Here is a 1,318-nt window from a genome sequence, read left to right on the forward strand (position 1 = left end):
CTGCCAATCTACCATCTGTTGGTCTATTACCTGGCGCAAAGCCCCTGTATTTATCAGGATGACACCTGGGCACGGATTCTCTCGGAGAAAACTCAAAAAGAGCATGATCCCCAACGCCCTGACCGTAAAGGTACCTATACCACGGCCTTAGTGGGCGACCACAATGATCATCCCTTGACGCTTTTTATCACTAGTCTGAACCATGCCGGTGAAAACTTAAGTGAGGTTTTAGCACAACGGGATGAGTCCTTACCCCCTGTCATGCAAGCTTGCGATGCATTAAAAAGCAACCAGGTGGGTGATGCCATTACCACCCTTGTCTGCCATTGCCTGGTACACGGTAGGCGTAAATTTATCGATTTAGAAAGCTATTATCCTGACCAAGCCACAAGGGTTCTGGATACCATCAGTACGGTCTATGCCCACGAAGCTAAATGCCAACAGGCTAACTTATCCCCCCAAGCGCGACTGAAGTATCATCAAAAGCACAGTGGTCCATTGATGGCCAACCTCAAAGCCTGGATGGAACAGCAAATAGCTGAACGTAAAGCAGAACCTAATAGCCCCTTAGGTAAAAGCTACCGCTATTGGTTAAAGCATTGGGAGACCTTAACCCGGTTTTTAACCCATGAAGGTGTGCCCTTGGATACTAATCGCGTCGAACGGGCGTTAAAGTTAGCCATTCGAGTACGCAATAATAGCCTGTTTTATAAAACCCTCAATGGAGGTCATGTAGGGAGTGTCCTCATGTCAGTGATTCATACCGCATTACATAATGGGATTAATCCCATTGATTATTTAACCGATCTACAAATCCATGCGCAATACGTTAAACAATCACCTAAACAATGGTTACCGTGGTGTTATCAGGAAACCTTAAATTCGATGAATAACCCCCAGGAGGATTTAGCGGCTTAATTAAAAAAAATTAAATTAATTTAAAAAAGCTCAAAATTATTGAGCGACAATAGGCCTCCAGTCGTCACTCATGGCTGCACGCTGTGGATGGCCTTGATACAGCAACACCTGTAAAGCTTGTGCATTAAGGGTGTACGTGCGCGTGTCCGCTTTAGGCCACCATTTTAATTGGCCTTGTGAAAAGCGTTTCATACATAACCAAAAGCCTTGGCCATCGTAGACTAATAATTTAACCGCAATCCGTCGTTTATTGGTAAAGACAAAAATAGTCCCGCTATACGCATCTTCATTTAAATGCTGCTGACACAGTGCAATTAAGCTATCGATACCTTTACGGAAATCCACGGGATTCACCGCTAATAATAAACGATGATGAGGTGTTAATTGCAACATAATTACG

General features: G+C 44.1%; 2 protein-coding genes. One reads left to right on the forward strand and one right to left on the reverse strand.

The genetic code is table 11. The features are described from left to right. Positions 1-918 (forward strand): IS66 family transposase (locus tag F607_RS32300; RefSeq protein WP_169719864.1); only part of this gene is annotated, 918 nt, incomplete at its 5' end. A 36-nt stretch (positions 919-954) separates the two neighbouring features. Here F607_RS32300 and tnpB read toward each other — a convergent pair. Next, a partial coding sequence (gene tnpB / locus F607_RS0127225) for an IS66 family insertion sequence element accessory protein TnpB (protein WP_157365637.1) occupies positions 955-1,318 on the reverse strand: 364 nt, incomplete at its 5' end.

It is taken from the genome of Zooshikella ganghwensis DSM 15267 (assembly GCF_000428585.1).
GTDB lineage: Bacteria > Pseudomonadota > Gammaproteobacteria > Pseudomonadales > Zooshikellaceae > Zooshikella > Zooshikella ganghwensis.